Origin of the sequence: Roseomonas elaeocarpi (genome assembly GCF_042433915.1) — a bacterium.
Taxonomy (GTDB): Bacteria; Pseudomonadota; Alphaproteobacteria; order Acetobacterales; family Acetobacteraceae; genus Roseomonas; species Roseomonas elaeocarpi.
In genome coordinates, this window is sequence record NZ_JBHLUN010000002.1 from 318,978 (window position 1) to 344,741 (window position 25,764).

At 68.8% G+C, this 25,764-nt stretch carries 23 protein-coding genes; 12 read left to right on the forward strand and 11 right to left on the reverse strand.

What is annotated here, in order from left to right; translation table 11 throughout:
- Window positions 1–26: 26 nt before the first annotated feature.
- Together ACFFGY_RS03220 and ACFFGY_RS03225 are read left to right on the forward strand one after the other, a co-directional pair.
- Window positions 27–1,019, forward strand: a complete 993-nt coding sequence (locus ACFFGY_RS03220; RefSeq protein WP_377042937.1) for a tagatose 1,6-diphosphate aldolase — start codon at window positions 27–29, stop codon at window positions 1,017–1,019.
- A gap of 169 nt (window positions 1,020–1,188) precedes the next feature.
- Window positions 1,189–2,355: a mandelate racemase/muconate lactonizing enzyme family protein gene (locus ACFFGY_RS03225; RefSeq protein WP_377042939.1), complete on the forward strand. Its 1,167-nt coding sequence runs from the start codon at window positions 1,189–1,191 to the stop codon at window positions 2,353–2,355.
- A 71-nt stretch (window positions 2,356–2,426) separates the two neighbouring features.
- Here ACFFGY_RS03225 and ACFFGY_RS03230 read toward each other — a convergent pair whose 3' ends face one another.
- Window positions 2,427–3,626 (reverse strand): MFS transporter, encoded by a 1,200-nt coding sequence (locus tag ACFFGY_RS03230; RefSeq protein WP_377042940.1) that lies wholly within the window; start codon window positions 3,624–3,626, stop codon window positions 2,427–2,429.
- A gap of 95 nt (window positions 3,627–3,721) precedes the next feature.
- Between ACFFGY_RS03230 and ACFFGY_RS03235 the strand changes: the two genes are divergently transcribed.
- Window positions 3,722–4,279, forward strand: coding sequence for a TetR/AcrR family transcriptional regulator (locus tag ACFFGY_RS03235; RefSeq protein WP_377042941.1), 558 nt, complete (start codon window positions 3,722–3,724; stop codon window positions 4,277–4,279).
- Between the two features lie 455 nt (window positions 4,280–4,734).
- Here the strand turns inward: ACFFGY_RS03235 and ACFFGY_RS03240 are convergent, their stop codons facing one another.
- A complete protein-coding gene (locus ACFFGY_RS03240; protein WP_377042942.1) occupies window positions 4,735–5,100 on the reverse strand; it encodes a winged helix-turn-helix transcriptional regulator in 366 nt (121 codons plus the stop codon).
- Between the two features lie 97 nt (window positions 5,101–5,197).
- Between ACFFGY_RS03240 and ACFFGY_RS03245 the strand changes: the two genes are divergently transcribed.
- From ACFFGY_RS03245 to ACFFGY_RS03275, 7 genes are all read left to right on the forward strand, one after another.
- On the forward strand, window positions 5,198–6,214 hold the full coding sequence (locus ACFFGY_RS03245; RefSeq protein ID WP_377042943.1) for a zinc-binding alcohol dehydrogenase family protein: 1,017 nt from the start codon (window positions 5,198–5,200) through the stop codon (window positions 6,212–6,214).
- A gap of 177 nt (window positions 6,215–6,391) precedes the next feature.
- Window positions 6,392–6,811, forward strand: coding sequence for a hypothetical protein (locus ACFFGY_RS03250; protein WP_377042944.1), 420 nt, complete (start codon window positions 6,392–6,394; stop codon window positions 6,809–6,811).
- 73 nt (window positions 6,812–6,884) lie between these two features.
- Entirely contained in the window at window positions 6,885–8,663 is a 1,779-nt protein-coding gene (locus ACFFGY_RS03255; protein ID WP_377042946.1) for a thiamine pyrophosphate-requiring protein, read from the forward strand.
- Between the two features lie 2 nt (window positions 8,664–8,665).
- Window positions 8,666–9,763, forward strand: a complete 1,098-nt coding sequence (locus ACFFGY_RS03260) for an enolase C-terminal domain-like protein (protein ID WP_377042947.1) — start codon at window positions 8,666–8,668, stop codon at window positions 9,761–9,763.
- A complete protein-coding gene (locus ACFFGY_RS03265; RefSeq protein WP_377042949.1) occupies window positions 9,760–10,800 on the forward strand; it encodes a hypothetical protein in 1,041 nt (346 codons plus the stop codon). Before ACFFGY_RS03260 ends, ACFFGY_RS03265 begins: the two co-directional genes overlap by 4 nt.
- On the forward strand, window positions 10,793–11,449 hold the full coding sequence (locus ACFFGY_RS03270; protein WP_377042950.1) for a gluconate 2-dehydrogenase subunit 3 family protein: 657 nt from the start codon (window positions 10,793–10,795) through the stop codon (window positions 11,447–11,449). Before ACFFGY_RS03265 ends, ACFFGY_RS03270 begins: the two co-directional genes overlap by 8 nt.
- Window positions 11,439–13,082, forward strand: a complete 1,644-nt coding sequence (locus ACFFGY_RS03275) for a GMC family oxidoreductase (protein WP_377042951.1) — start codon at window positions 11,439–11,441, stop codon at window positions 13,080–13,082. The genes ACFFGY_RS03270 and ACFFGY_RS03275 overlap by 11 nt, the downstream gene beginning before the upstream one ends.
- A 147-nt stretch (window positions 13,083–13,229) precedes the next feature.
- On the opposite strand, the gene ACFFGY_RS03280 is transcribed toward ACFFGY_RS03275, so the two are convergent.
- The 4 genes from ACFFGY_RS03280 to ACFFGY_RS03295 form a co-directional block, all read right to left on the reverse strand.
- Window positions 13,230–13,883 (reverse strand): glutathione S-transferase family protein, encoded by a 654-nt coding sequence (locus tag ACFFGY_RS03280; RefSeq protein WP_377042952.1) that lies wholly within the window; start codon window positions 13,881–13,883, stop codon window positions 13,230–13,232.
- Window positions 13,884–14,110: 227 nt separating this feature from the next.
- Window positions 14,111–15,619 carry a M81 family metallopeptidase gene (locus ACFFGY_RS03285; protein WP_377042953.1) on the reverse strand — a complete coding sequence of 503 codons (1,509 nt, stop codon included), beginning with the start codon at window positions 15,617–15,619 and terminating at the stop codon, window positions 14,111–14,113.
- A 22-nt stretch (window positions 15,620–15,641) separates the two neighbouring features.
- The gene (locus ACFFGY_RS03290) at window positions 15,642–17,240 is read right to left on the reverse strand and encodes an ABC transporter substrate-binding protein (RefSeq protein WP_377042954.1); all 1,599 of its coding nucleotides are present in this window, start codon (window positions 17,238–17,240) and stop codon (window positions 15,642–15,644) included.
- Window positions 17,241–17,278: 38 nt separating this feature from the next.
- Complete coding sequence (locus ACFFGY_RS03295; RefSeq protein ID WP_377042955.1) at window positions 17,279–18,604, reverse strand: CapA family protein; 1,326 nt, start codon at window positions 18,602–18,604, stop codon at window positions 17,279–17,281.
- 449 nt (window positions 18,605–19,053) lie between these two features.
- Here ACFFGY_RS03295 and copC point away from each other — a divergent pair, with 449 nt between their 5' ends.
- Both copC and ACFFGY_RS03305 read left to right on the forward strand, forming a co-directional pair.
- Window positions 19,054–19,428, forward strand: a complete 375-nt coding sequence (gene copC / locus ACFFGY_RS03300; RefSeq protein WP_377042956.1) for a copper homeostasis periplasmic binding protein CopC — start codon at window positions 19,054–19,056, stop codon at window positions 19,426–19,428.
- 3 nt (window positions 19,429–19,431) lie between these two features.
- The gene (locus tag ACFFGY_RS03305; RefSeq protein WP_377042957.1) at window positions 19,432–20,370 is read left to right on the forward strand and encodes a copper resistance D family protein; all 939 of its coding nucleotides are present in this window, start codon (window positions 19,432–19,434) and stop codon (window positions 20,368–20,370) included.
- Window positions 20,371–20,407: 37 nt separating this feature from the next.
- Here ACFFGY_RS03305 and ACFFGY_RS03310 read toward each other — a convergent pair whose 3' ends face one another.
- The 5 genes from ACFFGY_RS03310 to ACFFGY_RS03330 are packed head-to-tail and all read right to left on the reverse strand — an operon-like array spanning window position 20,408 to window position 25,721.
- Complete coding sequence (locus ACFFGY_RS03310) at window positions 20,408–21,736, reverse strand: NAD(P)/FAD-dependent oxidoreductase (protein ID WP_377042958.1); 1,329 nt, start codon at window positions 21,734–21,736, stop codon at window positions 20,408–20,410.
- 35 nt (window positions 21,737–21,771) lie between these two features.
- Entirely contained in the window at window positions 21,772–22,785 is a 1,014-nt protein-coding gene (locus ACFFGY_RS03315) for an ABC transporter ATP-binding protein (RefSeq protein ID WP_377042959.1), read from the reverse strand.
- On the reverse strand, window positions 22,782–23,855 hold the full coding sequence (locus tag ACFFGY_RS03320; RefSeq protein WP_377042960.1) for an ABC transporter ATP-binding protein: 1,074 nt from the start codon (window positions 23,853–23,855) through the stop codon (window positions 22,782–22,784). The genes ACFFGY_RS03315 and ACFFGY_RS03320 overlap by 4 nt, the downstream gene beginning before the upstream one ends.
- Complete coding sequence (locus ACFFGY_RS03325) at window positions 23,855–24,760, reverse strand: ABC transporter permease (protein ID WP_377042961.1); 906 nt, start codon at window positions 24,758–24,760, stop codon at window positions 23,855–23,857. Before ACFFGY_RS03325 ends, ACFFGY_RS03320 begins: the two co-directional genes overlap by 1 nt.
- A gap of 10 nt (window positions 24,761–24,770) precedes the next feature.
- The gene (locus tag ACFFGY_RS03330) at window positions 24,771–25,721 is read right to left on the reverse strand and encodes an ABC transporter permease (protein ID WP_377042962.1); all 951 of its coding nucleotides are present in this window, start codon (window positions 25,719–25,721) and stop codon (window positions 24,771–24,773) included.
- Window positions 25,722–25,764 lie beyond the last annotated feature (43 nt).

Consider the following 25,764-nt stretch of genomic DNA (forward strand, 5'->3'; position numbering starts at 1 on the left):
AGCTCTCGCCTGGAAAGCTGTGGGGAATGCGTCGGCTCGCCGACGAGGCGGGGCTTTGGAAGATGGTGGCCATCGACCAGCGCACGCCGCTCTTCGGTCCCATCGCCGCCCGGCGCGGGGTGGCCGAGCCGCCCTTCGACGACGTGGCGCGCGTGAAGCAGCTGCTGGCGCGCCACCTCGCACCCGCCGCTTCGGCCGTGCTGATGGACCCGATCTACGCCTACGGCCGCGCCATTGCCGAGGTGCCGTCGCACAAGGGCCTGGTCCTGGCCTACGAGCACTCCGTCACCGAGGACACGCCGCAGGGCCGCAAGTCCTCGCCGGTTCCGGGCTGGTCGGTGGGGCAGATCCGCCGTATCGGCGGCGACGCGGTGAAGGTGTTGGTCTGGCATCGTGCCGACGCCGCCCCCGAGATCGTGGCGCATCAGGAAGCCTTCGTGCGCGCCGCGGGCGAGGCCTGTCGGCAGGAAGACTGCACCTTTCTGCTCGAGGTGTTGATCTATCCCCTGCCGGGCGAGAACCCCAGGGCGGTGGAGGCGCGTCGCGAGGCGCTGGTGCTCGACAGTATCCGTCGCTTCGCCGATCCGTCCTTCGGCGTCGACATCTTCAAGCTGGAGCCACCCGGCGCGGTGCACGACGTGCCTGATCCGGATGGGCCCGATGCCGCGGGGCTGCAGGCCGCCTACGACCGCATGGCCGCGATGCTGCAAAGGCCCTGGGTAATGCTGTCGGCCGGCGCCGGCATGGATGATTTCGAACGGTCCTTGCGCTATGCCTTCCGGGCGGGCTCCTCCGGCTTCCTGGCCGGGCGCGCCATCTGGGCGGAGGCCTTCGGGCGGTTTCCCGACTACGCTGCGATGGAAGCCGCTCTGGCCTCCGGCAGCCGCGCAAACCTTGAACGGCTGAATGCGCTGGCCGATCGCCACGGCACGCCGTGGCACCGTCACCCCACCTTCGGCGGCACGCCAGAGGTCGATGTGGTGGAGGGCGATTTCCCGCAGAACTACCTGGCAGCCTGAGAAGCATCATGTCGCGCATCCGCCTCGTGGGGGATGCGAGGCATCCGGCGTCAGTTCCTCACCGGCCGCGCGCGTCACCTACGTGGCCGGTTCTCGGGTTGCCCCTGTCTGCCGCCCCGTCGATGCCATCCGGTTGCAGGTCTGAAGCGATGCCACGAGGAACCGTGTCATGACCGATCACGCCGCCTGTTGCATCACCGATGCAGCGTTCCTGCCCATCCAGGTCACACCACGCACCACCTGGTGCTTCCTGCGAGTTCGAACGGCGGACGGGCGGGTGGGGCTGGGTGAATGTACGCTGCCTGATCAGGAGAACGAGCTACGTGCCGCTGCTGATAGCCTGATACGTGAGATCGTCGGGGAGAGCACGCTCGAGCGCGCGCGATTGACGCGGGTGCTGCCGCACGCCCCGGGCGGGCTGGTGTCACAAACGCTGCGCAGCGGCTTGGAGCAAGCGCTTTGGGACCTCGCGGCCCAGGCCGCGGACCTGCCGCTGCACGCGCTGCTGGGAGGTGCGCTGCACCCCACGGTACCCCTCTACGCCAACATCAACCGCGGGGCGGAGCGCACGCCGGCGGGCTTCGCCGCGGCCGCCACCCAGGCCGTCGTAGCCGGGTTCCGGGCGGTAAAGCTCGCCCCCTTCGATCCATTCATCTGGGAGGACGCAGCGCATCCCGCGATGGCTGCGGCCTATGCCGAAGGGCTGGCGCGCGTTGCCGCGACGCGTGCGGCCGTGGGATCGTCGATAGACCTGATGGTGGACGCACACTGGCGCTTCTCGGCCGGTGGCGCCGCGGCGCTGCTGCGCGACCTCGAGGAGTTCCGGCTGTTCTGGCTCGAATGTCCCCTGGCGGAGGCCAACCACGCCGAGATCCGGCGACTACGCTCGATGGCCAACGCGCGTGGCGTGCGGCTGGCAGGGGCTGAAACGCTTTGCGGCTTGGCCCGCTACCGCCCGCTGGTGGAAGCGGGCTGCTACGATGTGCTGATGCCGGATATCAAGCACTGCGGCGGTCATGCCGAGATGCAGCACATCGCGGCGCTTGCTCAGACGGCAGGTATCGAGGTCGCACCGCACAACCCCACCGGGCCGGTCTGTCACCTCCATTCCCTCCATGCCGCAGCGGTGCTTCCCAATGCCGGAAGACTGGAAGTCCAGTTCGGCGAAAGCGAGACCTTCTTCACCCTGCTGCAAGGCCACTCGCTCGCCTTCTCCAATGGCGAGGGCTCCCTGCCCCCAGCTCCCGGTTTGGGCGCCGAGTTGCGAGAACATCCCGCGCAAGCAGAACTTGGTGGTTCAAGGCCTCCGCCATGGCTGGATCGTCGTTTGGGTTGAAGCCTGCACCTCAGCTGGCGGTGGCACCGGTGAGATGCCGCAGCAGACGATGCTGAGGCTCCCGGATCATGTCAGCGAGCGTCCCGTCGCATCAGGATCCGCCTCGTGACGAGGCCGGCAAGGCACATGGCCACGATGACCGCGGCATAGGCGTCGGCCGTCACGGTGTAGCCCAGCGTCAGCACGAGATATCCCGCCAGGACCGCGGGTAGGCTGAACGCCAGGTAGCTCTGGACGTAGAACGCTGCCAGGAGCCCGGCTCGTTCGTCCGGCTTGGCAAGCGGCATGACACATCCCACCGAACCCAGGAAGCAGGCACCGAACCCCAACCCACCCAGAAGCGTTCCGCCGACCATGACCGGCACGCTGCCCCCGTGCATCCCCGCCAGAACAACGAGGATTCCAGCCACCATCGCGAAGGTGCCGATGGTGAGATTGGACATGGCGGGCTTGGTTCGCCGCGCCAGCACGGCGGCAGCCCCTGCCAGCATCAGCACCGTAACAACCATGCCTCCGGTCATCGGTGCCCGGCTCCCCGTGGCAGCGACCACCAGGGAAGGAACGAGCGACAGGTAAAAGCCACCGACCATCCAGCCTGCCACGTTGGTCGCGGTGATGGCCAGCAGCGACCGCCGTACCTGCTGTGGGATCAGGATCCTTGGCCGCAGGGAGCGCATGACCCCCGGTTTCCAGCCTCCCGTTTCCGGCGTCAGCCAAAGAGCACCGGCCAGCACCGCGAAGGCAAGGCCCAGGATCGCGTAGGCGAGATGCAGAGGATGTGGTCCGTACTGCACGAGCGCAGCCGCACCGGACGCGCCGAACGCCATGCCGAGAAGCGGCGCGAGCGAATTCACGAGTTGACCCCGACCACGGTCGATATCGACGAGCGCGGCACCGAGGGAACTCGCGGCAACGCCGGTGGCGAGGCCTTGAACGAGCCGGGCTGCGATCAGCCAACCGGCCCCATCCGCCGCGACGAAGAGACCCATCGAGGCAATCTCCATCAGGAGAGCCACGAAGATCACCGGCCTTCGCCCAAGGTGATCTGAAATGGACCCGGCGACCAGCAGGGCTTTCAGGAGCGCCAATGCGTAGACGGCGAAGATGGCCGTCGTGAGCAAGGGCGAGAGCGCGAAGGTCTCCTGATAGATCCGGTAGAGTGGTGTCGGCGCTGCCGAGGCGCCGAAGAACGCGCCCAGGACAACGGCGTGAAGGGGCAATCCCCAGTTTGAAGCAGCCGATTGCGCGGCGGAGCCAGTGCAGGAGGTCATGTCGGTTGCCTAAAGCTTATCCTTTGCTTTAGTTCCGTAGCAGCGGCAAAACACAAAAGCAAATACTTTGCGTTTGTTCGAACGGAGTTGAGGAAATGGTTCGGAGGCAAGGTCCGCGCCCTGGTGGCCGGAGCGCACGGGTTCAGGCATCGGTTCACACTGCGACACGTGACCTTCTGGGCCAGTTCGACCGCGCAGAGATCACTGTGCCAATGATCGCGAGCAAGGCCGGGGTGACGCCCTCGACGATTTACCGCCGCTGGGGTGATCTCGGGGACCTCCTGGCCGATGTCGCGGTCGAGCACCTGCGCCCCGACACCGAACCTGCAGATACGGGCGAAGCTCAAAGGGACCTCCTGGCCTGGGCTGAACAATATGCGGACGAGATGTCGTCTGCTCCTGGTCAGGAGATGCTCCGCGACGTGCTGGCAGCATCCGGTTCAACCGGCGCGCAGCAGTGTTGCACCTTTACCCGCGACCAGATCACGCTCATCGCCAGGCGGGCTGCATCGAGGGGCGAGGCGTTTCCCGATCCGGAGGCCGTGATCGACGGAGTGGTGTCTCCAATCCTGTTCCGGATCCTGTTTGCAGAATCGCTGGACCCCGAGCGGATCCAAGAACTTGTCAGCCGCATCATGAAAGATCATCGGTGATCTGATTGCCGGGTGACGCCAGGTACTGCCTGCAGGAGCTCGTTTCCTCCGCAACGGGTGCCGGGGGTTTACTCACCCGAAAACGTGGAGGTCTGGCGCAGCGAGGAGATGGCATACACTCTGACCGAGGTGGCGATGCCTTGATCCACGAAGCCAGCCCTCAACGATTCCTTCGGAACATCTGAGTTTGGCCGCAAGCGGCGTGTCTGCTTTGCAGATTCGGCAGCCTCAGCGAAGGGCAGCAAAGGTATCTGCAACATCGCCGGCGGGATTACCGAAGGTGTCAGCACGCGACCGGGCTTAGACCCTATAGTGCCTACGACGTATCGCATCCGACCTTCCGGCCTCCCGCCCGGAACGAGGCAGCCGAGTCATTTAACGGCGTCGCACATTACGGAATGGCGCTGGTTCAGCACCCGGACCAAGATCATCCGGCGGCAGGCACCAGCCCCGGCTCAGGCTGCGTCGCGCACCTGCGCATCAGACTGCACCGTGCCGTGCAGGTCGCCCCAGGCCTTGAGCGCGTTCAGCACGGGCGCCAACGTGCGACCGCGCTCGGTGAGGCTGTACTCGACCTTCGGCGGCACCTCGGCATAGACCTGCCGTGCCACGAGGCCGTCCGCTTCCAGTTCACGCAACTGGTTGGTCAGCATGCGTTGCGTGACGCTCGGGAGGAGACGGCGGATCGCGTTGAAGCGCAGCGTGCCGCCCAGCAGGTGCCACAGGATCACCCCTTTCCACTTGCCGTCGATGAACTGCAGCGTCGCTTCCACGGCGCAACCGGGCGAGCAATCGAGGCGGTCATGGCGCGTGCGGGGCAAGGCAGTATCCCTTTAGACACTATGTGTGATGAATGTGCGTTCTTGCGACAACTGACGATAGGCAGCATCTCGGCAGCCGACAATGCGGAGGTTCCCCATGCGTGCCATCGGCTATCAGACCTCGCTCCCGATCAGCGACCCGGCCTCGCTTTCCGACATCGAGCTTCCCCGGCCGGAAGCCGCAGGCCGCGACCTCCTCGTCCGGGTCGAGGCTGTGTCCGTGAACCCCGTGGACACCAAGGTCCGCATGCGCGCGCAGCCTGAGGCCGGGCAGTGGAAGGTGCTCGGCTGGGACGCGGTAGGCACGGTGGAGGAAGTCGGGCCGGAGGTGACTCGGTTCCGGACGGGTGACCAGGTTTTCTACGCCGGCGCCCTCGGCCGCCCCGGCACCAATGCCGAGTTCCACCTGGTGGACGAGCGGATCGTCGGCCATAAGCCGGCCACGCTGTCGGTGGCTGAGGCCGCGGCCCTACCGCTGACCGCCATCACCGCCTGGGAGGCCCTGTTCGACCGGCTCGACGTACGCAAGCCCGTGCCGGGAACGGCTGAAAGCATCCTGATCGTGGGCGGCGCCGGCGGCGTCGGTTCCATCGCGACGCAGCTGGCCCGCCAGCTCACCACGCTGGAGGTGATCACCACGGCTTCGCGCCCCGAAACGGCGGAATGGAGCCGCAGCCTCGGTGCCCATCACGTCCTGGACCACTCAAAGCCGCTGTCCGCGGAGCTGGCGCGGCTGGAGCTGGATCAGCCATCCTTCGTGTTCTCCACCACCAACACGGATGATCACCTCGCGGAGATTGCGAAGCTGATCGCTCCCCAGGGCCGCTTCGCGCTGATCGACGACCCGACCTCGCTGGACGTCCTGCCCTTCAAGCAGAAGAGCGTTTCCACCCACTGGGAGTTCATGTTCACCCGCTCCATGTTCGGCACCGCCGACATCGGTGCGCAGGGAGATCTGCTGGAGGAGGTGTCGCGGCTGGTGGACGCCGGCACGCTGCGCAGCACGGCTGCCGAGCGCTTCGGCATCATCAACGCCGCCAACCTCCGCCGCGCCCATGCCTTGATCGAGAGCGGGCGGGCAAAGGGCAAGATCGTGCTCGAGGGTTGGGGCTGAGGCGACGGGGCAGCCCAGGCAAGGCCACCCAATCCTCGAATGGTGAGGGCCAAGGCTCTGTTTCTGGTCCCAGCCAGAACCGCGGGCCTGTGCCGCGACGGCCCGAAGCCGTGCCGTCGATTGGGACCGGACAGGCGCTGCTGCTCGACGCCGAGAATGGCACCCGGCGGCGTTGGGGTGATCCCCGGCGCCGGCAGCCGCCGTCGGCACCGCCGCAAGTACGCCCAGGGTCATCTGGGCGAGGATACCAGCTTCTTCTTCCGCGGACCGGATGCGAAGCTGAATCTCCGTGCCCACAACCTTACCCTGTTCGTGCAGATGGGCGAGGGATTGGATGAGGAAACCTGGCAGCATCATCGCCAACAGGGCGACTACTCGCGCTGGCTGCGGGACTGCGTGAAGGACGAGGAACTCGCCGCCGAGGTCGAGGCGGTGGAACGGAGCGACGCACCCTTTACCGAGGCCCGCGCCGCCATGGGTGACATCATCCAGCGCCGCTACACTGTAGGCCGCAATTCACGGAAGAACGACCTGTTCTGGTCGGACGCGAGTGCCACGTTCCAGTCCCTCCGCCGGCCGGACCTATCCGCAACGTGAGATGCACGACCCGGGGCGCTGGTCGTTCACTTACCGTGGTTTTGCGGCCAGCCTTCACTGCCAGGAGATACCCATGTCCATAAATGTCAGCGAATTCGTCTGGCAACGCTTGCAGGAATGGGGGCTGAACCGCGTCTACGGCTACCCCGGTGACGGTGTCGGCGGCCTGGACGTTGCGTTGGAGAAGGCGCAGCCCGGCATGGAGTACGTCCAGGTCCGGCACGAGGAGATGGCGGCCTTCATGGCCTCGGCCCACGCCAAATTCACCGGCGGTGTCGGCCTCTGCTACGCCACCTCGGGTCCCGGCGCGATCCATCTGCTCAACGGCCTGTATGACGCGAAGATGGACAACCAGCCGGTGGTCGCCATCGTCGGGCAGCAGGCCCGCAGCGCGCTTGGCGCGCACTACCAGCAGGAAGTGGACTTGGTCACGCTGTTCAAGGACGTGGCCAGCGACTACGTGGCCATCGGCACGGTGCCGAGCCAGGTGCGGCACATGGTGGACCGGGCGGTTCGCATCGCGCAGAACAAGCGCAGCGTCACCTGCATCATCCTGCCCAACGACCTGCAGCTGATGAAGTACGAGGACCCGCCGATGGCGCATGGCGCCACCCACACGGGCGTCGGCTTCCCGGCCGAAAGCAAGGTGCCGGAGAGCTCCGGCCTTCAGGCTGCCGCCAAGATCCTCAACGAGGGCAAGAAGGTTGCCATGCTGGTCGGCGCCGGCTGCCTGAACGCGACGGACGAGGTGATCGCGGTGGCCGACAAGCTTGGCGCCGGCATCGCCAAGGCGCTGCTGGGCAAGGCCGCGGTGCCGGACGACCTGCCCTTCGTCACCGGCGGCCTCGGCCTGCTCGGCACCAAGCCGTCCTGGGACATGATGCAGGACTGCGACACCCTGCTGATGGTCGGCTCCTCCTTCCCCTACAGCGAGTTCCTGCCCAAGCCCGGCAGCGCCCGCGGCGTGCAGATTGACATCAAGGGCGACAAGCTCAGCTTGCGCTACCCGATGGAGCTGAACCTGGTCGGCGACAGCGCCCAGACCCTCAGAGCCCTGCTGCCGCTGCTGGATCAGAAGACCGACACGGCGTGGCGCGACACCATCAAGTCCAACCTCGAGGATTGGTGGAAGGTCCTCGAATCCCGCGCCATGAACTCGGCCGACCCGATCAACCCGCAGCGCGTGTTCTGGGAACTCTCTCCGCGCCTGCCGGAGAACTGCATTGTCACCGCCGACAGCGGCTCGGTCGCCAACTGGTACGGGCGGGACCTGAAGTTCCGCCGGGGCATGAAGGGCTCACTGTCCGGCTCGCTCGCCTCGCTGGGCGCCGCAACGCCCTACGCCATCGGCGCCAAGATGGCGTTTCCGGAACGCGTGGTGATCGGCACCATCGGCGACGGCGCCATGCAGATGAACGGTCTGAACGAGATGATCACCATCTCGAAGTACTGGAAGCAGTGGTCCAACCCGAAGCTCATCATGATGGTGCTGAACAACCGCGACCTGAACCAGGTGACCTGGGAGGAGCGGGTGCAACTCGGGGCCGGCAAGACGGAAAGCACGCAGTCCATCCCCGACTTCCCCTACAGCAAGTACGCCGAGCTGCTGGGCCTGAAGGGCATCTTCTGCAACGACCCCGAGAAGGTGGGCGCCGCCTGGGACGAGGCGCTGGCAGCCGACCGTCCGGTGATCTTGGAGTTCTTTACCGACCCGAACGTGCCTCCGCTGCCGCCACACATCTCGGTCAAGGACGCGATGCACTTCATGACCATGATCCCGTCCGAGCCCGAGTTGGGCAGCGTGCTGAAGAATTCCGCCAAGGAGCTGATCTCGACCATCATGCCGGGCTGATCGTGCGGGTATCCGTTCCCCTCGGTACCGTGCGGGCGCGCGCCTACACGGTGCCGACCGACGCGCCGGAAGCCGACGGTACCTTCAGCTGGAGCGAGACCACGCTTGTCGTGGTGACGGTCGATGGCGGTGGCCAGCGTGGCCTCGGCTACACCTACGCCGCCGCCCCGGTCGCAGCCCTGGTGACAGGGCCGCTGGCGGAGGCGATCGCCGGGCAGCACGCCTTCGACATCCCGCTGTGTCACCGGCTGATGGTGAATGCCGTGCGCAACAACGGGCGCTCCGGCCTCGCGGGCACGGCGATCTCCGCCCTCGACGCGGCGCTGTGGGACCTGAAGGCGAAGCTGCTGGGCCTGCCGCTGGCGGCGCTGCTGGGCCGGGCACGGGACGCCGTGCCGATCTACGGCTCCGGCGGCTTCACCTCCTACAACGACGAACAGCTGACCCGGCAGCTGCGCGCCTGGGTGGAGCAGGACGGCTGCCGGGCCGTGAAGATGAAGATCGGCTCCCATCCCGCGGACGACCCGCGCCGGGTGCGCGTCGCCAAGGCCGCCATCGGCGAGGCAGCGCTGTTCGTCGATGCCAACGGCGCCTGCTCGGTGAAGTCGGCGCTCCACCTCGCCCACCAGTTCGCGGCCGAGGCTGGAGTGGCGTGGTTCGAGGAGCCTGTTTCCTCCGACGACCTCGACGGCTTGGCGCAGGTCCGCGACGCGGCGCCCGCCTGCATGGACGTCGCCGCCGGGGAATACGCCTTCACCATCGACGACATCCACCACATGCTGAAGCGCCGGGCAGTGGATGTGCAACAGGCGGATGCCTCGCGCTGCGGCGGCATCACCGGCTTCCTGGCCGCCGGCACCCTGTGCGACGCCCACCACATCGACCTGTCCGGCCATTGCGCGCCGGCGCTGCACCTTCATGCCGCCTGCGCCGTGCCGCGCCTGCGCCACCTGGAATGGTTCCACGACCACGTCCGCATCGAGCGTATGCTGTTCGACGGCGCGCCCGTCCCGAAGGATGGCGCGGTCGCGCCCGACCTCACCCGGCCCGGCCTGGGCCTCGAATTCAAGCACCAGGACGCGGAGCCCTACGCCCGATGACACCACGCAGCGCCAACCAGCGCCCCACGGGCGGGGTGCTCGTCGCCCTTTGCGCGCTCGGCACCGCCACGGTCGCGGGTGCAGCGATGCTCGCGCGCAGGCCCCATCGCGCGCTCGGCCGGATGGAGGCGCTGAGCCTGCCACCCGCCCCCAGGGTGCCGGCGGCGCGGACCCGGCGCCCGCTTCCGCCGCCATCCTCGCCGGTGGTGAGCCACTCCAACGCCGTGCTGGCGGCGCGGCGGCTGAACCGCGCGGCCGGCACCATCGCCACCTCGGTGCTGATCGACAGCGCCGTGGAGCATTACCGCGGCGCCTTCAGCAACAAGGCCATGTACACCCCGATCGTGGTGTCCGCCCTGTCCCTGCTCGCCAGCTATCACGGGCATCGGGACCATGACCCGATCCCGCACAAGCTCCGCGATGCCATCTACGCCCTGTCCGCGATCACCGGGGTGATCGGCACCGGCTTTCACCTCTACAACGTCGCCAAGCGGCCCGGCGGCTTCTGCTGGCAGAACCTGTTCTACGCCGCGCCGCTGGGGGCACCGGCCGCGATCACCCTGTCCGGCATGACCGGCTTCCTGGCGGAGCGGGTGCGCGACAACCATCCGAACAGCGTGCCCGACGTGCTCGGCCTGCCGGCCGGCCGCGTGGTGGCGGCCCTCACCGGCATCGGCCTTCTCGGCACCACGGCGGAAGCCGCGCTGCTTCACTTCCGCGGCGCCTTCCACAACCCGGCCATGCTGCTGCCCGTCACCGTCCCGCCCGCCGGCGCCCTGCTGCTGGCCGGCGCCGCACTGGGCCCGTCCGAACGCCCCCGCCCCCTCACGCGGTGGTGGATGCGCGTCACCGCCCTGCTCGGCGTGGTGGGGGTCGGCTTCCACGCGGTCGGGGTGGCGCGGAACATGGGCGGCTGGCGCAACTGGATGCAGAACATCCAGGCGGGCCCGCCCCTGCCGGCGCCGCCCGCCTTTACCGGCTTGGCGCTCGCCGGGCTGGCGGCGATGGGCCTGCTGCAGGACAACCCCCATGAGTGATGAGGTGACCCGGGGCCGCTATCCTGGCTACGACGTGCTCGCCAAGCGCGACACGCCGTCCTGGAACGACCGGACGCGCGAAGTCATCGACAAGCGCCTGGCGGTGGAGAACCGGCCGGCCTTCCTGGACGAGGCGGAATGGCGGGCGCTGGAAGCCCTGTGCGACCGTGTGGTGCCGCAGCCGGCGGGCCGGCCGCGCGTGCCGGTCGGGGCCTTGGTCGACCGGCAGCTCGCGGCAGGCAAGCTCAAGGGCTATCGCCTGAAGGACATGCCCCAGCCCGCCGAAGCCTGGAAGCGCGCCCTGGCCGCGCTGGATGAGGCGGCGATGCGCGACATGGGGCGGCCCTTCGCCAATCTTCCAGCCGCCGATCAGGACAGGCTGCTGGGCCGCATGAAGGACGGAACGCTGGAGGCTGCGGCGCTGCGGGGTATGCCGGCCAAGACCTTCTGGGCCAGCCACGTGATCCACGACGTGGTCGGCTCCTACTACGCGCACCCGACGGCCTGGAGCGAGATGGGATGGGGCGGCCCCGCCAGCCCGCGCGGCTACGTGCGCCTGGACAACAACAGCCGCGATCCCTGGGAACCGATGGAAGCCGTGCCGGGCAAGGAGGCGAAGGCCGAGCGGGAGAACAAGCGTGTCGTCTGACCCTTTCGCCGCCCCCCGTGCCACCGGGGGCCGCGCGCCGAACGTGTTCCGCCCCGGCGCCTGGGTGCCGATGAAGCAGTTCCAGGATTCCGAGGAGGTCGACTTCGTGGTGGTCGGCACCGGCGCTGGCGGCGGCCCGGTGATCGCCGGCCTGGCCGAGCAGGGCTTCTCCGTGGTCGGCTTCGATGCAGGCCCCTATTTCCGCCCGCTGGAGGATTTCGCCTCCGACGAGACGGAGCAGGAACAGCTCTACTGGAACGACGACCGCATCTCGGAAGGCGCCAACCCGCTCACCATGGGTGGCAAGAACAGCGGCAAGGCGGTGGGCGGCTCCACCGTGCACTTCGCCATGGTGTCGCTGCGCTTCCGCCCCGAATGGTTCAAGTCCCGCTCGCTGCTCGGCTACGGAGCCGACTGGCCGCTGGACTGGCGGGAGATGTGGGACTGGTACGCCAAGGCCGAGAAGGCGCTCTCCATCGCCGGCCCCGTCAATTATCCCTGGGGCCCGAAGCGCCCGCGCTACCCGCTGCGCGCCCACCCGATCAACGGCGCGGCGCAGATCCTGGCGCGCGGCGCGGAGGCGATGGGCTATTCTTGGACGGAAACGCCGCTGGCCACGGTGTCTGCGCCCAAGGGCGACAGCGCGCCCTGCGTTTACCGCGGCTTCTGCCGCTTCGGCTGCACCACCAACGCCAAGCAGAGCCAGCTCGTCACCTTTATCCCCCGCGCCCTGGAAGCGGGGGCCGAGATCCGCGACCTCGCCATGGTGGGGCGCATCGAGGTGAACGCCCAAGGGCGGGCAACCGGCGTGCACTACATCCGCGAAGGGCGCTGGCACTTCCAGCGGGCGCGCAACGTGGTGGTAGCGGGCTACGCGATCGAGACGCCCCGCCTGCTGCTGAACTCGGCCACCGACCGCTTCCCCGAAGGTCTGGCCAACCGCTCCGGCCTGGTAGGGCGCTACCTGATGAGCCAGTCCAACCAGGCGGCCTTCGGCTACATGGACGAGGTGGTGCGCGCTTATAAGGCGCCGCCCTCCACCACCATCACCGAGCACTGGAACTACGAGGACCGGAAGGACTTCTTCGGCGGCTACTGCTGGATGGCGCAGGGCCCGCTGCCGATCGAGACCATGACGATCCTGACGGGGTCCAAGGGCCTCTGGGGCGCCGAGCTGCACGAGGAGATGCTGCGCTACAACCACATGGTCGGGCTGAAGATGGTGGGCGAGCAGCTGCCGAACGAGAACAACACCGTCACCCTGGCCGAGGACAAGGACCAGTACGGCCTGCCCATCACCCGCATCACCTACGGCTGGGGCGACAACGACAAGGCCATGATCAACCACGCGCTGGACCAGATGGTGACCAGCCTGGAACTGGTGGGCGCCCGGGATATCTTCCGCCAGGAAAACGACATGAACCACCTGGGCGGCACCGCCCGCATGGGCTTCGACGCCGGCACCAGCGTGGTGGACGCTGACTGCCGCAGCTGGGACATTCCCAACCTGTTCGTGTGCGACGGCTCGGTGTTTCCCACCGTCGGCGGGGTGAACCCGTCGCTCACCATCACCGCCATCGCCATGCGCACCGCCGAGCGCATCGGGCAGATGGCCCGGCGCGGCGAGCTGTAGCGCCGGCCGGAACCGCTGCGCCGGATGGATCCGGCCGACCTGCCGGCGGGAGCGGGCCACGGGCATCGGCCCGGCGGTTCTGGTGGGGACGGCGCGGGCACAATCTCCACCACGGCCGCTAGGCTTGCCTTGTTGGAGGGCAGGCGCTCAGGTCAGTGGGGCCGCGACGTGCTTCCCGAAGCCCGGCCGACGCCCGATCCGCTCGTACCATTCCTTAAATCGAGGCAGGTCAGGGCGGCTGGCCACCTCCACTCCGAACCAGCGCCGCGCGTAGGCGCCGAGCGCGATATCCGCGAGCGTGAAGGCTTCGCCTTCCACGTAAGGGCGCCCATGCGCCAAATGGGCGTCCAAAATCCGCCAGGCCTCGCCGGACGCCTTGGCGGAAGCAGCAATCGCGGCCATGTCGCGCACCTCGGGCGCGGTGCGGATCATGCCCCAGAAGAGGTTCCGTTCCGCGGGCTGGAGGGTGGACAGTACCCAGTCCAGCCAGCGCTCCACACCCGCACGCGCCGCGGCGCCCTCGGGATAAAGGCCCCGGGTCACGGCCCTCGCCTCCATCTGCCGCAGCGCGAGGTAGCGCATGATGGAATTCGACTCCCACAAGGTGACCTCGCCGTCCACCAGCGTCGGGACCCGGCCATTGGGGTTCATGGCCCGGTAGTCGGGCGTGTCCACCACCCCGTGCTGCAGGCCCGCTTCCAGCCGTTCGAAGCGCAGGTCGAGTTCCTCGCAGCACCAGAGGACCTTCTGGACGTTCACCGAGTTCGCACGTCCCCAGACACGCAGCACGCCCGCTTCCATCACAGCTCCACCCCCACTATCGGCCCCCGAACCTAGAGCGCCGTCCGGCCACGTGGAACGGGGGGAAAGAGCCTCGGGACCCCATGCCGGAAGACGGCGAACCCCTCGCGGTGCAACGCGGCAGCCTGGAAGGCTGGCCGATTACGCTCCAGCCTAACCTCTTTCCCCAGGCGTGGACGGTTCCCGCCCGCCGCCGCTCGGTCAAACAAGCGGCGGCGAGCAAGCTCTCAAGACTTGGCGGAACTGAAATCGGGGCTGCCGTAGGGATAATAATTCTTGAGATCGACGTTCTGGTAGTTCAGCCCGTCGAGCCGCACGGTGCCGAGGAAGGGCTGCTCGGGCTCCACCAGGAAGATGGCGGGCGAGAAGCCGGTGTCGTGGAACCCGCGGCGGAAGTGCACGCGGGACTTGATGGCGATGACGTCGAAACTATTCGGATCGAGCCCGATCTCCGGCAGCATGGAAGGCTCCATCAGCTGCGACAGGTAGCGGCTGATCACCAGGACGTTGCCGTCGCCGAAGCCCACATGCACCCAGGTGTCACGGGCACCGCCGCGTAGGCCCGTGGTGACCCGCAGGACCTTGCCCTGCACCCGCACGGGTTCGCCCGCCGATTCATCCGCCAGGCCGCCAACGGCCATGTCGAAATCGTCCCCGGGCTTCGCGCCCTGGGCCAGCAGCGTTTCCACCGCCTTGTTGTCGGCCACCGTGATAACCAGGGTCTTGCGCAGCCCCTGATCGATGATCTCCCGCAGCAGCCAGGTGGCGTAGCCCGAGCGGTCGCTGTGGTCGCACAGCGTCACCGGCATGCGGCTTTCCGCCACCGCCTGCTTGGCCAGTGCCACGCCCTCCGTGATGCGGTGGATCTTGGTGCTGTTCAGCAGGGCTTCCCGCTGGCGCCAGGCTGCGTTGGCCATGTCCTCGGCGATGCGTCGGGCGAGCTCGGGCTTGTTGTTCGTGAGCACCTGAAAGGTGATGCCGACATCCGGCACGTCGGACCAGGGAAAGCCGAAGAAGAAGTTCACGTAGGTGTCGGGCTCACGCGCTTCCCAGACCAGCGCCCGCTGCACCAGGTCCATCCAGGGCGAGGCGCCGGTCCACTGCAGCACGGTGGGTGAGATCACCGGCACCTTCAGCGTCACATGCGCGGGCGCGTAGTCGCCGCGGATGGCGCGCACCAGCATGCGCGCGGCGCGCTCGCCCTGCAGGTAGCCGTCGTAGTGCGGGTAGTACTTCACGGTGAAAGCCAGGTCCGCATGGCGCAGGAACTCCGCATCCTCGTTGCCGTGCGGGTCGAAGGTGGCGGCGATCTTCACCTGCGGCCCGACCACCGCGCGCACGCGGCGGGCGAGCTCCGCTTCCGGTCGAGGGATGTTGCGGACCGCCATGGCGCCGTGGACGGACAGGTACACGCCGTCGAAGGGGCCTTCCGCCTTCAGCCCCTCGATCATGCGGCCGACGAAGTGGTTGAAACATTCCTCCGTCAGCCAGCCCGAGCCGGAGCCGGTCTTGGAGTCGAGAGGCGACTCAATCCCGACGAGCTCCACCCCGTCGAACTCGCGCGCCACCTTCACGAAGCCGCCGATGTAGTTCTTGGGCTCGCAGGTCAGCAGAGCCTCGCCCTTGGCCGGCGAGCCTTCGTAGGTGAAGTCCTCGATCATGGTGTCGTAGGGCAGGAAGGTCACCGTCTCGTGCGAGAACTTCAGGACCGCGATGCGGATCGGCGCGCTTGTCATCAGGTGTTCCTTCTTGCTCACGTCAGGCCCAGTGTACGCCGTAGAACTGGCCGCCGCCCGGACCGAAGCCCGTGAGGCCGCGCCGGTAGCCGCGCAGGGCACGGTATTCGCCCACGGGAATATAGGGGACATCGATCATAGCTTGGCGCTGCATATCCTCGCAGATCTTCGCCCGCGCCGCCGTGTCCGCCGCGGCGAACCAATCCTGGCGGAGTTGTTCGAGCCTCGGGCTGTCCGGCCAGCCGAACCAGGCCTTGTCGCCGTTGGCGCGTAGGCCGAGATGACCCGCGGGGTCGGTGCTGTTGGTGAGGCCCGTGACGAAGACGCTCCAGCCACCGGCATCCAGCGGGCCGCGATTGGCGCGGCGGGTGCTCACCGTGCCCCAGTCGGCGCTCTGCACGTCCACGTTCATGCCGAGCTGTCGCATCATGTCGCCCGCCACCTCCGCCAGGGCCTTCAGCGGCGGGTTGTCGTCGGCCTGCATCAGCACCACGCGCTCGCCCGCGTAACCCGCCGCCGCGAGATCACGCTTCACCTTGGCCAAGTCGCGCGGGCCCGTCAGCGCCTCCAGCCCCGCCTTGCTTGCCATGGGGGAGTTCGAAGTGAAGAAGCCTACCCCCGTTTCCCAGACCGACCTGTCCGAGCCGTAGGCAGCGGTCATGAAGTCTTCCTGGTTCACCGCGCCCAGCAGCGCGCGACGGATGGCCGGCTTGTTGAAGGGCGGCTGCAGCCAGTTGAAGCGCAGGATGGAGCCGAAGGGATCCTTCGTCAGCGCCACTTCGAGGTTGCTGTCGGCGCGGATCATCGGGGCGATGTCGCTGCCCACCACCTCGACCCAGTCTACCTCGCCGGCGGACAGCGCGGCCGCGGCGGTGGCCGGGTCGGGGATCACGTTCCACTCGACGCGGTCGAAATAGGCGTGCTTGGGCCCGGCCATGCGGCTCGTCGTGCCATCGGGGCGCGGCACGTAGCCCTCGAAGCGCGCGTAGGCCACGCGGGCGCCCGCCATGCGCTCGTCGGCGAGGAAGCGGAAGGGGCCGCTGCCCACCATCTCCGTGACCTGCTTCGTGGCCGGGGTCTGCGCCAGGCGCTCCGGCATGACGACGCAGACCGACGGTCCGTTCTTGCCCAGCGCATCCGGCAGGGCGCTGAAGGGCGCCTTCAGGCGGAAGCGCAGGCGGCGGTCGTCGAGCGCGGTGATCTCGTCGGCGCGGCTCGCGACCTCCTGCCCGTACATGTCGCGCGAGGCCCAGCGCTTGATGCTGGCCACCGCGTCGCGTGCCAGCACCGGCGTGCCATCGTGGAAGCGCAACCCGTCGCGCAGGGTCATGGTCCAGGTCAGCCCGTCATCCTCGACCGTGTGGCCCGCCACCATCTGCGGGTGTGCCTGGAAGTGCTCGTCGAGGCCGTAGAGCGTGTCGAACACCATCAGCGCGTGGTTGCCGGTCACGCCGGCCGTGGTGAAGACGGGATCGAGCACGGCAAGGTCGGCGGAAGGCACGAAGCGAAGCACCTTCCTGTCCGCGGCACGGCCTAGCCGCGGGGCCGCGAGGGCGGCCGTGCCCGCTATGGCCGAACGGAGAAGCGTGCGACGCGCGAGGGGCGGGGGACGTAGGGTCATCCGGTGTTTCTCGGTCGTGGAGCGAAGCGGCGGCGGGATCAGGCGAAGGCTGAGACCGGCAGACTGGCCCGCGCCCCGTCAATGCGGATCTCGGTTCCGAAGGGGCGCGACAGGTCGGCGAAGCGGCCCAGGATCCGCTCGGCCTCCTCGCCCTCGGCCAGACGAGGCCGGCCGCGGAGATGGCGCGCCTCGCCCAGGCCCAGGCTGACCGGGTGGAACTCCATCGCCGCGAGCGCGCCGTCACGATAGGTGAGAACCGGCATCACGCTTTCCCAGAAGCGTCGGTCGGAGGGGAAGCCGCCGCGGTCGTGGTCCACGCGCTTCTGGTAGACGGCACCGGGTGTCATCGCGGGATCGGCACGGAAGCGTTCGTAGCCATCGGCCGGGATGCGCGGCACCAGCTCGTTCTGGCCGATGAAGTTCCCGAGGGAGTAGAAGATCGGCTTGCCCTGATGGATCTCGAGGCCGCGCAGGAGATGCGGGCCGTGGCCGACCACGAGATCGGCCCCCGCCTCAATCATCCGGCGCGCGAAGAGAGGCAGGAACTCGGCCGGGTCTTCCTTGGTCGCCCCTTGCTCATGGGCATGAACGCTGACCAGCACGAGGTCCGACAGGCCGCGGGCCTCGCGGATCCAGCGGATCATGGACTCCACGTCCTTTTCCTTGGGCTTGGTGCGCAGCGCCGTGCGCTCGGCCGCGCGGAAATCCATGCCGCCGAGCGGAAAGATGGCGGGATCACTGGGCGGAAAGCCGAAGCCCATCTTCAGGTTCTGCTGGCGCTGCCCTTCAAGGCCCAGCCCTTCCGCGATCTCGCGCAGGGCGGCGAGCTGGGTGGGCGTCACCTCGTGCACCGTCTCGATGCGCAGAGGATTGAGCCCGGGGCGGCCAGGCATGTCCACGGTCTGCGCGCTGGCCTCCTGCCCCTTGGCGAAGGAGGAGGAGCAGGACAGCATCGCCACCGTGCCCTGCGGGTGGCCGTAGTAGACGGGGCGACGCGCATCCTCGAGCTGACGGCCGATGCCGGCATAGGACAGACCGCGCGCGTCCAGCGCCTCGATCGTGTGCAGCAGGCCGGAGATGCCGTAGTCCAGGCAGTGGTTGGTGGCCGTGGCGAAGAGCCCGAAGCCAGCCTCGCTGAGTTCGTCGAGCACCCAGGCCGGGGCGCCGAAATGGGAGCCGCCGCTTTCCAGTGCGGGATCGCCCCGATAGTCGTTCGCCAGCACCTCCAGGTTGGTGAAAGCGACGTCCGTTCCGCGGATCAGGTCAAAGAGCGGACGGAGCGTTTCATCGCTGCGCGACAGCAGGCGACGTTGAAGGATGCTGTCGCCGGTGAGGGCGAGGCGAAGCACGCGGCTGGAGGTCATGCTGGGGGTGCTCATCCGAGAGGGGGCGTTTGCTTCCGACGAGGTCGGTACCACTGCGATCCGGTACGGCAGGACCGGTTCAGTCCTGAAGTGTCAGTCCATCAGGCATGCTCCGCCTTTCCACGCGGAAGGTCAGCAAAATCTGCGCCAGACCAGACGAGACAGCCAGTGGAACGACATCGCTGCGAACGTCACGAGATGCGTACGGGCCGGATAAGCGCGCATCACCGCGCTCCGCGCCGCCTACGGCCCCTGGGCGAACGGTGCCGTGCTGTTTCGCACGACGCTCGCGCGCTCGATGGCTCGGGAATAATCAGCCGGGCCGGGCGTCTTTACTCACGGGAACTACTCCGGCCAAACGGGTCGCCCGGCCTGCACCTGCGTGGGCAAGCGACCCGCCTGACTGGGCCAATGGCGGCCTCGCGGCTGCTGAACCAGAGGATCACACCATGCGCCACAGCATCCGCACGCCCGCCCTCGCCGTACTGGCCCTGCTTGCCGCCGGAAGCGGCCCGGCCTGGGCCCATGCCCACCTGCAGAGCGCGACACCCGCCCCCGGCAGCACGGTGGCGGCACCGGACACGGTCGTCATCAGCTACACGGAGGGCGTCGAAGCGCGGTTCAGCAGCATCGAGGTGCAGGATGCGGCGGGGCACCGCGTCGACAAGGGCACCCTCAGCACGGTTCCGACGGACAACAAGCGGCTGAGCATCGGGCTCCAGCCGCTCCAGCCCGGCACCTACAAGGTCACCTGGCACGTGACGTCGGTGGATACCCACAAGACGGACGGCACCTTCCAGTTTACGGTCAAGCCCCAGGGGTAATCCTTGCCGATATTCGACATTGAGGGTGGGCCGTTGCTCGTCCTCGTGCGCGGCATCTGGAACGTCGCGCTCCTGTCCGCCTTCGGAACGCTTGCCTTCCGGGTGGTGGTTGCGCCGCGCACGCTCCTGCGCGCACCGCAGGATGTCGTGCAGCCCGTCGAGCGAGCACTGCTGCGGCTGAGCCGGACGAGCCTGGCAGCGGCAGGGCTTTTGCTGCTCACCTGGCTATGGCTGCAATCGGCCGAGATCGCCGGCAGCGCCAGCCTGGCTTCGCTTCGCGCCGTCGCGGGCGGCACGATGTTCGGTCACCTCGTGCTGCTGCAACTCGCAGCCCTGGCGGCCGCGGCGGTTGTCCTGGGCCGTGGCGGCGCCGCAGCCCGGCGCTGGCTGACCACCGGCCTGGCCGCCGTCGCGACCGCGCTGCAGGCCGGGCATGGACACGCGCTCGCCATGGAAAGCGGGCCGAGCCTCCTGCTGGGGGCCGGCGTGCTCCACCTGCTCACGGCCGGTGCCTGGCTGGGAGGGCTGCTGCCGCTGCTGCTGACCGTCCGGGTGGCGCCGGCGCGCACCGGGGCAGCGGCGGCGCGCTGGTTCTCGCCACTCGGCAAGTGGTGCGTGGGCCTCATGGCCGGATCGGCGGCGGTTCAGTTCTGGGTGCTGATCGGCGGATGGCGCGGACTGATCGAAACGCCCTACGGCTGGGTGGCAAGCGCCAAGCTCGTGCTGTTCGCCGTACTGTTGGGCTTTGCCTGGATCAACCGCTACCGGTTCGCTCCGCGCCTGCTCGGCCCGGCAGGCGAGGCGTCCCGTCCCCACCTGATCGCCAGCATCGCCGTGCAGACCGGGTTCGGCGTGCTGGTGGTGCTGGCGGCCTCCCTGCTCAGCAGCCTGCCGCCCTCCGTCCACGAGCAGCCGGTTGAGGTTTCCAGCGCCACCCGCTGATGGCCCCGGCCGGCACCATGCTCACGGGAGCTCGGGCTCACATGGGCCCGGGAGGCAGCGGCGATCCGTCGATGAGCCGGGAATAGCGGAAGGGCGTCGGATCCACCACGGGCGCGTCGCCGGCCACCAGGTCGGCAGCCAGCCGCCCGGCCCCCGGCCCGATGCCGAAGCCGTGGCCGCTGTAACCGGTGGAGAGCGTGAGGCCGGGCAGCCTGTCCACGCCCGAGATCACCGGCACCGCGTCGGGCATGTTGTCGATCCAGCCGCCCCAGGCATCCTTCATGCGAATGCCGTCCAGCGCGGGATAGGAGGCCACGAGCTGCCCGAGCGCCTCGGTGACCGTGTCCGTGTCGGCCGCGGGATCGAGCACGCGCATCCGCTCGAAGGGCGTGGGCTTGTCGAGCGACCAGCGGCCCAACGCTTCCGGACCTTCGAGGAAGGAGCGCCCGAAGCGGATCTTGGTGCCGGCGTCGCGCCGCTTGCGGAAGATCGGCCAGAACTTGCGGGCGTAGCGCAGCCCCTGCGGCGTCACCTCCAGCCGCCCGCGGCCGCGGATGGACACGGTGTAGCCACCGTCGAGCCGGCGGCGGATGACGTAGCCAGGGGTAGACAACCCGCCCTCGATCACCTCGGGCGCGGCGGTGGTGGAAAAAGCGGTGGAGCGGACGCCGGCCTGCGGCAGGTCGATGCCGAGGCTGCGGCAGAACATCGAACTCCAGGCGCCGCCGGCGCAGAGCACCGCCTCGGTGCGGATCGTGCCCTTCTCCGTCACCACTGCGGACACGCGCCCCCCGGTGGTTTCCAGCCCGCGCGCGGCGCAGCCCTGGTGGATGGTCACACCCAGGCGCCGCGCGGCCTCGGCCAGGGCGGGCGCCGCCTTGGACGGTTCAGCGCGGCCGTCGGTGGGGGAATGGACGCCGCCGATCCACTTCTGCGTGCAGCCCGGCGTCATCGCCTGGGCCTCGGCGGCGCTCAGCATCTGGCTGCGGACCTGGTAGGGCCGGGCCAAGTTTGACCAGGCTTCCCACTCATCCAGATCGGACTGTTTATCGGTGACGTAGAGCAGGCCGGTGCGGCGGAAGCTGACGTCGGCGCCGATCTCCTCGCTCAGCTGCCCCCAGAGCTCCAGGCTGTACTTGATGAGCGGCAGCTCGCGCTCGTCGCGGTTCTGCTGCCGGCACCAGCCCCAGTTCCGGCTCGACTGCTCGCCGGCGATGACGCCCTTCTCGACCAGGGCGACGGAATGCCCCTTCTTCGCGAGGTGGTAGGCTGCCGACACCCCGGCGATGCCGCCCCCGATCACCACGACGTCGGCGCGTTCCGGCAGCGTCGGATCGCTCTGCACTTTCTCGACGGGAGGCGACATGGGGTTCTCGGTCCTCGGTTCGGGGTCTCGTGCGCTCAGCCGGCCGCCTGCAGCTGCAGGTCGTCGCGGATGCAGGCGGACAGATGTCCCGCCGCGACCTCGCGCAGCGGCGGCCGCGCCTCGGTGCAGGCTGGCAGGGCATAGGCGCAGCGCGTGCGGAAGGAGCAGCCGGAGGGCGGGTTGAGCGGGCTCGGCACGTCGCCGGCGAGAACGATTCGACGGCGCCGCCGCGTGGGGTCGGGCGTGGGTGCTGCGGACAGCAGCGCCTCGGTGTAGGGGTGGCGCGGCGCGGTGAAGAGGGCGCGCGTTTCAGCGACCTCCACCAGCCGCCCCAGGTACATCACCGCCACGCGGTCCGACATGTGCCCGACCACGGCGAGGTCATGGGCGATCACCAGCATGGTCAGGCCGAGGCGTTCCCGCAGCTCCAGCATCAGGTTCACCACCTGCGCCTGCACCGACACGTCGAGCGCCGACACCGGCTCGTCAGCCACCACGAAGTCCGGCCGCGTCACCAGCGCGCGGGCGATGCCGATGCGCTGCCGCTGCCCGCCGGAGAATTCGTGCGGGTAGCGCCCCGCGTGCTGCGGCAGCAGCCCCACCAGCCGCAGAGCTTCCTCGACGGTGTCCGCCCGTTCGGCCCGCGTGGCGCCGACGCCGTGGATCGCCAGCGGCGCAGCCACGATCTGCTCCACCGTCATGCGCGGGTTGAGGGAGGCGTAGGGGTCTTGGAACACCAGCTGCATCTGCCGGCGCAGCGGCCGCATCTGCCGGCGCGACAGGGCCGTGATGTCGCGGCCCTTGAAGCGGATGCTGCCCTCGGTCGGCGCGGTGAGGCGGAGCACGGTGCGGCCCACCGTGCTCTTGCCGGAGCCGGACTCCCCCACGAGGCTCAGGATTTCCCCGGGCCGGATGGAGAAGGACAGGCCGTCAATGGCGCGAAGTTGCGCGCGGCCGCGCCCGAAGAGCCCGCCGCCGACGGCGAAGTGCTTGCGGAGGTCGCGGACCTCCAGCAGCGGCGCCAGGGCGTCACGCAACGCGGCGCTCAAGGCGCCAGCTCCCCGGCCAGTTCGCGCCAGCGGAAGCAGCGGCTCAGGTGGCCACCGCCGGTTTCCTCCAGCGGCGGCACGGCGGCGTCGCAGGGATCGGGCAAATGGTGGGCGCAGCGCGGCGCGAAGGCGCAGCCCGGCGGCGGCTGCCGCGGGTCGGGCACGCTGCCGGGAATGGCGAAGAGTGGCTCGCTGCGCTGCCCCGCGAGGTCGAGGCGCGGCACCGAGCGCATGAGCCCGGCCGTGTAGGGCATGCGCGGCGCCCCAAAGAGCGGCAGCAACTCCGCCTGTTCCACCACGCGGCCGGCATACATCACCATCACCCGGTCGGCGATCTCCGCCACCACGCCGAGGTTGTGGGTGATGAAGATCATGGCCATGCCGGTCTGCCGCTGCAGCCGCTGCAGCAATTCCAGGATCTGCGCCTGGATGGTGACGTCGAGCGCGGTGGTGGGCTCGTCGGCGATCAGCAACTCCGGCCCGCAGCTCAGCGCCATGGCGATCATCGCGCGCTGCCGCATGCCGCCCGACAGCTGGTGCGGGTAGGCGCTCAGACGTCGGCGAGGGTCGGGAATACCCACGAGGTCCAGCAGCTCGGCCGCGCGGTCGGTGGCAGCGCGGCGGGAGGCGCCACCGTGAAAGCGGATGGCCTCCGCGATCTGCTCGCCGATCGTGTGCACGGGGTTGAAGGAGGTCATCGGCTCCTGGAACACCATGGACACCGCGGCGGTGCGCACGCCGCGCATCTCTTCCTCACTCAGGGCGAGGAGGTCCAGCACGCGACTGTCGCGGCGGCGCAGGCGTACCTGCCCGGTCACCTGACAGCCCGGTGCCGGCGGGGTGAGGCGCAGCAGCGCCAGGCTGGTCACGCTCTTGCCCGAGCCGGACTCGCCCACCAGTGCCAGGGTTTCGCCGCGGCGGACATCGAAGCTCACGCCCTGCACGGCCGGGATCGCGCCGCCGGGTGCGCGGAAGCGGACATGAAGGTCGCGGACCTCCAGCACCGCGTCGCGGGCCGGGGTGGCGGAGATCGCGGTGGCCGTCGGCGCCTCGCACAGCAGCTGCGGCATCAGCGCCCCCCTGCCCGCGGGTCGATCGCGTCGCGCAACCCGTCGCCCAGGAAATTGAAGCTCGTGACCGTGAGCGCGATCACCGCGCCGGGGATGATGGCGAGCCAGGGCGCGCTGGCGAGATAGGTCTGGGCATTGTCCAGCATGTTCCCCCAGCTCGGCGTCGGCGGCTGGATGCCGTAGCCGAGGAAGCTGATGTAGGACTCCGCCAGGATGGCATGCGCCACGTTCAGCGTGGCCGAGACCACGATCGGCGCCAGCGCGTTGGGCAGCAGCTCACGCAGCATCACCCGCAGGTCACCGGCGCCGCTCGCCTCCGCCGCCACGGCGAAGTCGCGCTCGCGCAGGGAGCGGATCTGCGCTTCCACGATGCGCGCGACCTCCATCCAGGCGGTGAGCGCGATCAGCAGGATGATGGATCCCACCTCCGGCTGCACGAAGGCCGCCAGCGCCAGCAACAGGAAGATGCTGGGAAAGCACAGCATGGCATCCACGAAGCGCATCAGCACCGCGCCCAGTGCGCCGCCGTAATAGCCGGCCAGCAGCCCGACGGTGATGCCGATCACCATACTCAGCGCCATGGCGGCGAAACCGACGGCGAGCGAGATGCGGCCGGCCATCAGCAGTCGCGCCAGCACGTCCCGTCCCAGCTGGTCGGTGCCCAGGATGTGCGGCCCGGCGAAGGGCGGCGCAAAGCGGGCGCGCAGGTCGATGAACAGGTCATCATAGGGCAGCAGGTGCGGCCCGGCGGCACAGAGCAGCACCAGCAGCAGGATGGTGACGGCGCCGAACAAGGCGAGCCGGTGTCGGAGGAAGCGGCGCAGCGCCGGGCTGCCGCCGCGACGCGCGGGGGCGGTCACGGATGGCACGGTGGCCGTGCCGGCGGTGGTGTCGGAGGCAGCCATTTCCCCTCCCCTAGCGCAACCGCATGCGCGGGTCCGCGACGCCGTAGAGCAGGTCCGCCAGCAGGCTGCCCAGCAGCACCAGCACCGCCGTGAACATCAGGATGCCCATCACCACCGGGTAGTCGCGGTAGGAGATGGAATCGAGGAAGAGCCGCCCCATGCCGGGCCAGGTGAACACCGTTTCCGTCACCAGCGCGCCGCCCAGCAGGTTGGGCATCTGCAGCCCGGCCACGGTGATCATCGGCAGCAGCGCGTTGCGCACGGTGTGGCGCACGAGGATGCGCCGCTCCGGGATGCCCTTGGCGCGGGCGGTGCGCACGAAGTCCTGGTGCAGCACGTCGATCATGGAGGAGCGCATGTAGCGGCTCCAGATCGCGGTGGAGACCAGCGCCAGCACCATCGAGGGCGCGATCAGGTGGTGCAGCTGGTCGAGGATCGAGCCGTCGCCCATCGTGTAGCGGTTGCCGGCCGGCAGGATGTCGAGCTCCACCGAAAACAGGAAGATCACCACCAGCCCGAACCAGAAGGTCGGAATGGAGAGCGCGATCATGGAACCCACCGTCACCAGCATGTCGAAGAAGGAGTAGCGGCGGATCGCACCCAGCACGCCCAGCCAGCAACCCAGCATCACGGCAATCAGGGTGGAGGTGAGCATCAGCTCCAGCGTCGCGCCGAGGTGAGAGCCGATGACGCTCAGCACCGGCAGCCCGTCGCGATAGGAGCGCCCCCAGTCACCGCCGAGCATCCGTGCCAGCCAGTTCAGGTACTGCAGCGGCAGGGGCTGATCGAGGCCGAGCTGACGCTCGACCCGCGCGATGTCCTCGGGCGACATCTCGCCGCCCGCCAGGAACTGCGACATCGGCCCGCCGGGCGCGAGATGCAGGATGGTAAAGCCGATCACCGACACCAGCAGCAGCAGGATGAGCGACTGCAGCAAGCGCAGGGCGAGGTATCGCTGCATCAGCGGCGATCCCGTGCGGCGCGGCGCACCGTTACGGTACCCC

Bases quoted from the DNA above. Each gene is read 5' to 3' on its own strand.
- ACFFGY_RS03295 (WP_377042955.1), bottom strand. From the start codon at position 18,604: ATGACCTCCAGCCGCGTGCTTCGCCTCGCCCTCACCGGCGACAGCATC.
- ACFFGY_RS03320 (WP_377042960.1), bottom strand. From the start codon at position 23,855: ATGCCGCAGCTGCTGTGCGAGGCGCCGACGGCCACCGCGATCTCCGCC.
- ACFFGY_RS03235 (WP_377042941.1), top strand. From the start codon at position 3,722: ATGGTTCGGAGGCAAGGTCCGCGCCCTGGTGGCCGGAGCGCACGGGTT.
- ACFFGY_RS03265 (WP_377042949.1), top strand. From the start codon at position 9,760: ATGACACCACGCAGCGCCAACCAGCGCCCCACGGGCGGGGTGCTCGTC.
- ACFFGY_RS03310 (WP_377042958.1), bottom strand. From the start codon at position 21,736: ATGTCGCCTCCCGTCGAGAAAGTGCAGAGCGATCCGACGCTGCCGGAA.
- ACFFGY_RS03220 (WP_377042937.1), top strand. From the start codon at position 27: ATGCGTCGGCTCGCCGACGAGGCGGGGCTTTGGAAGATGGTGGCCATC.
- ACFFGY_RS03325 (WP_377042961.1), bottom strand. From the start codon at position 24,760: ATGGCTGCCTCCGACACCACCGCCGGCACGGCCACCGTGCCATCCGTG.
- ACFFGY_RS03270 (WP_377042950.1), top strand. From the start codon at position 10,793: ATGAGTGATGAGGTGACCCGGGGCCGCTATCCTGGCTACGACGTGCTC.
- ACFFGY_RS03290 (WP_377042954.1), bottom strand. From the start codon at position 17,240: ATGACCCTACGTCCCCCGCCCCTCGCGCGTCGCACGCTTCTCCGTTCG.
- ACFFGY_RS03285 (WP_377042953.1), bottom strand. From the start codon at position 15,619: ATGACAAGCGCGCCGATCCGCATCGCGGTCCTGAAGTTCTCGCACGAG.
- copC (WP_377042956.1), top strand. From the start codon at position 19,054: ATGCGCCACAGCATCCGCACGCCCGCCCTCGCCGTACTGGCCCTGCTT.
- ACFFGY_RS03230 (WP_377042940.1), bottom strand. From the start codon at position 3,626: ATGACCTCCTGCACTGGCTCCGCCGCGCAATCGGCTGCTTCAAACTGG.
- ACFFGY_RS03225 (WP_377042939.1), top strand. From the start codon at position 1,189: ATGACCGATCACGCCGCCTGTTGCATCACCGATGCAGCGTTCCTGCCC.
- ACFFGY_RS03280 (WP_377042952.1), bottom strand. From the start codon at position 13,883: ATGGAAGCGGGCGTGCTGCGTGTCTGGGGACGTGCGAACTCGGTGAAC.
- ACFFGY_RS03245 (WP_377042943.1), top strand. From the start codon at position 5,198: ATGCGTGCCATCGGCTATCAGACCTCGCTCCCGATCAGCGACCCGGCC.
- ACFFGY_RS03255 (WP_377042946.1), top strand. From the start codon at position 6,885: ATGTCCATAAATGTCAGCGAATTCGTCTGGCAACGCTTGCAGGAATGG.
- ACFFGY_RS03330 (WP_377042962.1), bottom strand. From the start codon at position 25,721: ATGCAGCGATACCTCGCCCTGCGCTTGCTGCAGTCGCTCATCCTGCTG.